Below are 2,622 nucleotides of genomic sequence, written 5' to 3' on the forward strand. Positions count from 1 at the left end.
ATTTTAAGGTATGCGATATACTCCCTGACGGGATAAACCAGGAGGTGGACATTGCGTAGGTATATTGAAATCGCGAATATAATCAGGGAAAGGATCGTCAATAATGTCTATGCGACCGGGGAGAAGATCCCTTACGGTCATCAGCTTTGTGAAGAGTTTAGCTGTAGCAAGATAACGCTAAATAACGCGCTGGAGATTCTGGTCAACGAGGGGTTTATTACCCGTCAGCGTGGTCTTGGCACCGTGGTCAAAACGGCTACCCCGCGCTATACCCACGCCGAGAGCAACCTGGTTTCGCCGATCCTGGGCGTGAGCACCATTAATCAGACGCAGGGGCATAATGTCAGAAGTCATCTGCTGCTGTTTGAAATTGCCAACCCTTCAGCTGAGGTGGCTGAAATGTTGGCGATCCAGGACGATCGCTTCTGCTGGCATTTTCGCCGCGTTCGCTACGTCGATGATCTTCCGCTCTCCATTGAAGACACGTGGCTTCCCGTACATATTCTGCCGGAGTTCACGCGTGAAAATGCGCTGGGGTCGATTTATCAGTATGTGGAAACCACATTACGTAAAATCCCCGCCAGCAGCCATACCCAGTTCTCTTCGCTGCCGAGCGATGATGAAGCGCAAGAGTGGCTTGAGCTACAGCCAAACGAGCCGGTGAGCGTCACCCGCTCGGTCACCTATCTTAGCGACGGGCAGCCGTTCGAGTTCTGTACCAGCCGCTATCATTATCAGCGCTTTAACTATAATTCGGTCGTCCAACGCAACGGCGGCTAAGGCTGCTTCGCCGCACATTCCGCCTTCACCGCCTCATACAGTAACCGCACCGCGGCAGAGAGTTGTTTGCGGTGCGGGCAGATCATATTCAGCGGCACTCTGTCGCCCAGGTAGTTCGGCAGCAGCACCTTGAGCCGCCCTTCTCGCAGATCGTCGCTGACATCCAGCCCCGATTTAAACGCAATCCCCTCACCGGCTACTGCCAGACGACGGATCACCTCAGCGTCATCGCTGGTGATATTGCCAGAAACCTGCACGCTGTGTTCTACGCCGTCGAGGCTGAGCGGCCAGCGGTCAAAGGGACGTCCGCGCAGCACGTAGGTTAGTGCATTACAGCGTTCAAGGTCGGCGAGCGTCTGCGGTTCGCCGTGGCGGGCAATCCAGTCTGGCGACGCTACCAGCACCCGGCGATTCTCCGGCGCGACGGGCAGCGAGACGAACGATGCATCGTCGTTTTCACCGTAGCGAAATGCCACGTCCACTGGATCTTTAAAGACATCGGTGCGATGATCGGAAAACAAAATCCGTAGCCGCAGCGCCGGGTGACGTGTGCGGAACTCACGGAAAACATTCAGCAGAAGATTACGCCCGAGATCGGACGGTACGGCAATTTGCAGCGTGCCGCTGACTTCATCATTGGGCGTGTTAATTTGCTGTAGCCCGTTTTGCAGCGCATCGAGCATTTGCAGAGCGTACGGTAGCCAGGTTTCTCCTTCCACCGTCAGCCGTAAGCTACGCGTTGAGCGGGCAAACAGGCGAATATTGAGCGCCGTCTCCAGACGCTTGATTGCCGAGCTAACCTGCGCGGGCGGGATGCCAGCCTCTCGCGCTGCCTCGCTAAAACTGCCGAGCGCCGCCGCGCGGACGAACAGTGATAAATCTTCCAGCCTGAACATGTTGGCTCCTCACAGAATAATCCTCAAAACGCGCATCATCGCTGTTTGCTTACACTTTTTAAGAAAGCAGCGCTTGCCATTCAGCCCGCGCATCAGGAATCATACGGAGCTGCAATTTTATATCCAGGATAATGTGGGGATAGTATGCGTAAAACTAAAATGATGCTTCTGGGCGTACTGTTGGCAACGGCAGGTGCGGCATGGGCGGCTCCGGCCACCGGCATCAAGCAGTATGAGTTGAAAGAGTTCACCGCCGATTTCACGCGATTCAAAATTGGCGATAACGCTCCCGCGATGTACCTGACGCCGGAGTACAATATCAAGCAGTGGCAGCAGCGTAATCTGCCCGCGCCGGATGCCGGCACCCACTGGACGTACATGGGCGGGAACTATGTGCTGATCGGTGATACCGACGGCAAAATCAGCAAGATTTACGACGGTGAAATTTTCTATCACCGTTAATAACCCGCCAGCGGCGATCGCTTCACCGCTGGCCCGTTTTATTGGCTAGAAATAATGTACGCCGTTCTGATTCAAATATTGATTAACTGCTACCTCACCCGCCAGACGCTCATATAATAACAGGATGCTTAATAGTAAATCGCCGCCGCTGCGTAACAGATCATCCGGGGCAATATGATTATTCTCTTCAGCCAGTTCGCTCAGATGTTCAATTATCTCCCGATATTCACCATAAATATTGACCGGCAACGTTTTCTCAACCATCTGTTCGCGGCAGTAGCGTATCGCATCGGCGGACTTCTCGCTCAGCGAGCGGCTCTGCATCAGCAATACCAGCAGCTCACGCAACTTCATCATCAACGTTTCATTATTCATTTTACTCTCCATTGCCGCATTAATAATAATTACCACAAATAACAGGAGATGATTAACGCTCAAATTTTGCAAAGGGTGATGAAATTGAACATCTCATACCCTGAGAGAG

At 53.1% G+C, this 2,622-nt stretch carries 4 protein-coding genes; 2 read left to right on the plus strand and 2 right to left on the minus strand.

Translation table 11 applies throughout. The features are described 5' to 3' along the window. The first annotated feature begins 51 nt into the window (after window positions 1-51). On the plus strand, window positions 52-780 hold the full coding sequence (locus NNN71_RS24285) for a GntR family transcriptional regulator (protein WP_163449364.1): 729 nt from the start codon (window positions 52-54) through the stop codon (window positions 778-780). Here the strand turns inward: NNN71_RS24285 and NNN71_RS24290 are convergent. Next, window positions 777-1,676 (minus strand): LysR family transcriptional regulator, encoded by a 900-nt coding sequence (locus NNN71_RS24290; RefSeq protein WP_163449363.1) that lies wholly within the window; start codon window positions 1,674-1,676, stop codon window positions 777-779. The genes NNN71_RS24285 and NNN71_RS24290 overlap by 4 nt on opposite strands. 144 nt (window positions 1,677-1,820) lie before the next feature. Here NNN71_RS24290 and NNN71_RS24295 point away from each other — a divergent pair, with 144 nt between their 5' ends. After that, window positions 1,821-2,138 (plus strand): RcnB family protein, encoded by a 318-nt coding sequence (locus tag NNN71_RS24295; RefSeq protein ID WP_271459547.1) that lies wholly within the window; start codon window positions 1,821-1,823, stop codon window positions 2,136-2,138. Window positions 2,139-2,183: 45 nt separating this feature from the next. Here the strand turns inward: NNN71_RS24295 and NNN71_RS24300 are convergent, their stop codons facing one another. Continuing rightward, on the minus strand, window positions 2,184-2,513 hold the full coding sequence (locus NNN71_RS24300) for a hypothetical protein (RefSeq protein WP_271459548.1): 330 nt from the start codon (window positions 2,511-2,513) through the stop codon (window positions 2,184-2,186). Window positions 2,514-2,622 lie beyond the last annotated feature (109 nt).

This window comes from Kluyvera sp. Awk 3 (assembly GCF_028069715.1).
Lineage (GTDB): Bacteria > Pseudomonadota > Gammaproteobacteria > Enterobacterales > Enterobacteriaceae > Kluyvera > Kluyvera georgiana_A.

What these genes read in the sequence shown, in the direction of transcription:
- NNN71_RS24295 (WP_271459547.1), top strand. Translation starts at nt 1,821, where the DNA reads ATGCGTAAAACTAAAATGATGCTTCTGGGCGTACTGTTGGCAACGGCA.
- NNN71_RS24290 (WP_163449363.1), bottom strand. Translation starts at nt 1,676, where the DNA reads ATGTTCAGGCTGGAAGATTTATCACTGTTCGTCCGCGCGGCGGCGCTC.
- NNN71_RS24300 (WP_271459548.1), bottom strand. Translation starts at nt 2,513, where the DNA reads ATGAATAATGAAACGTTGATGATGAAGTTGCGTGAGCTGCTGGTATTG.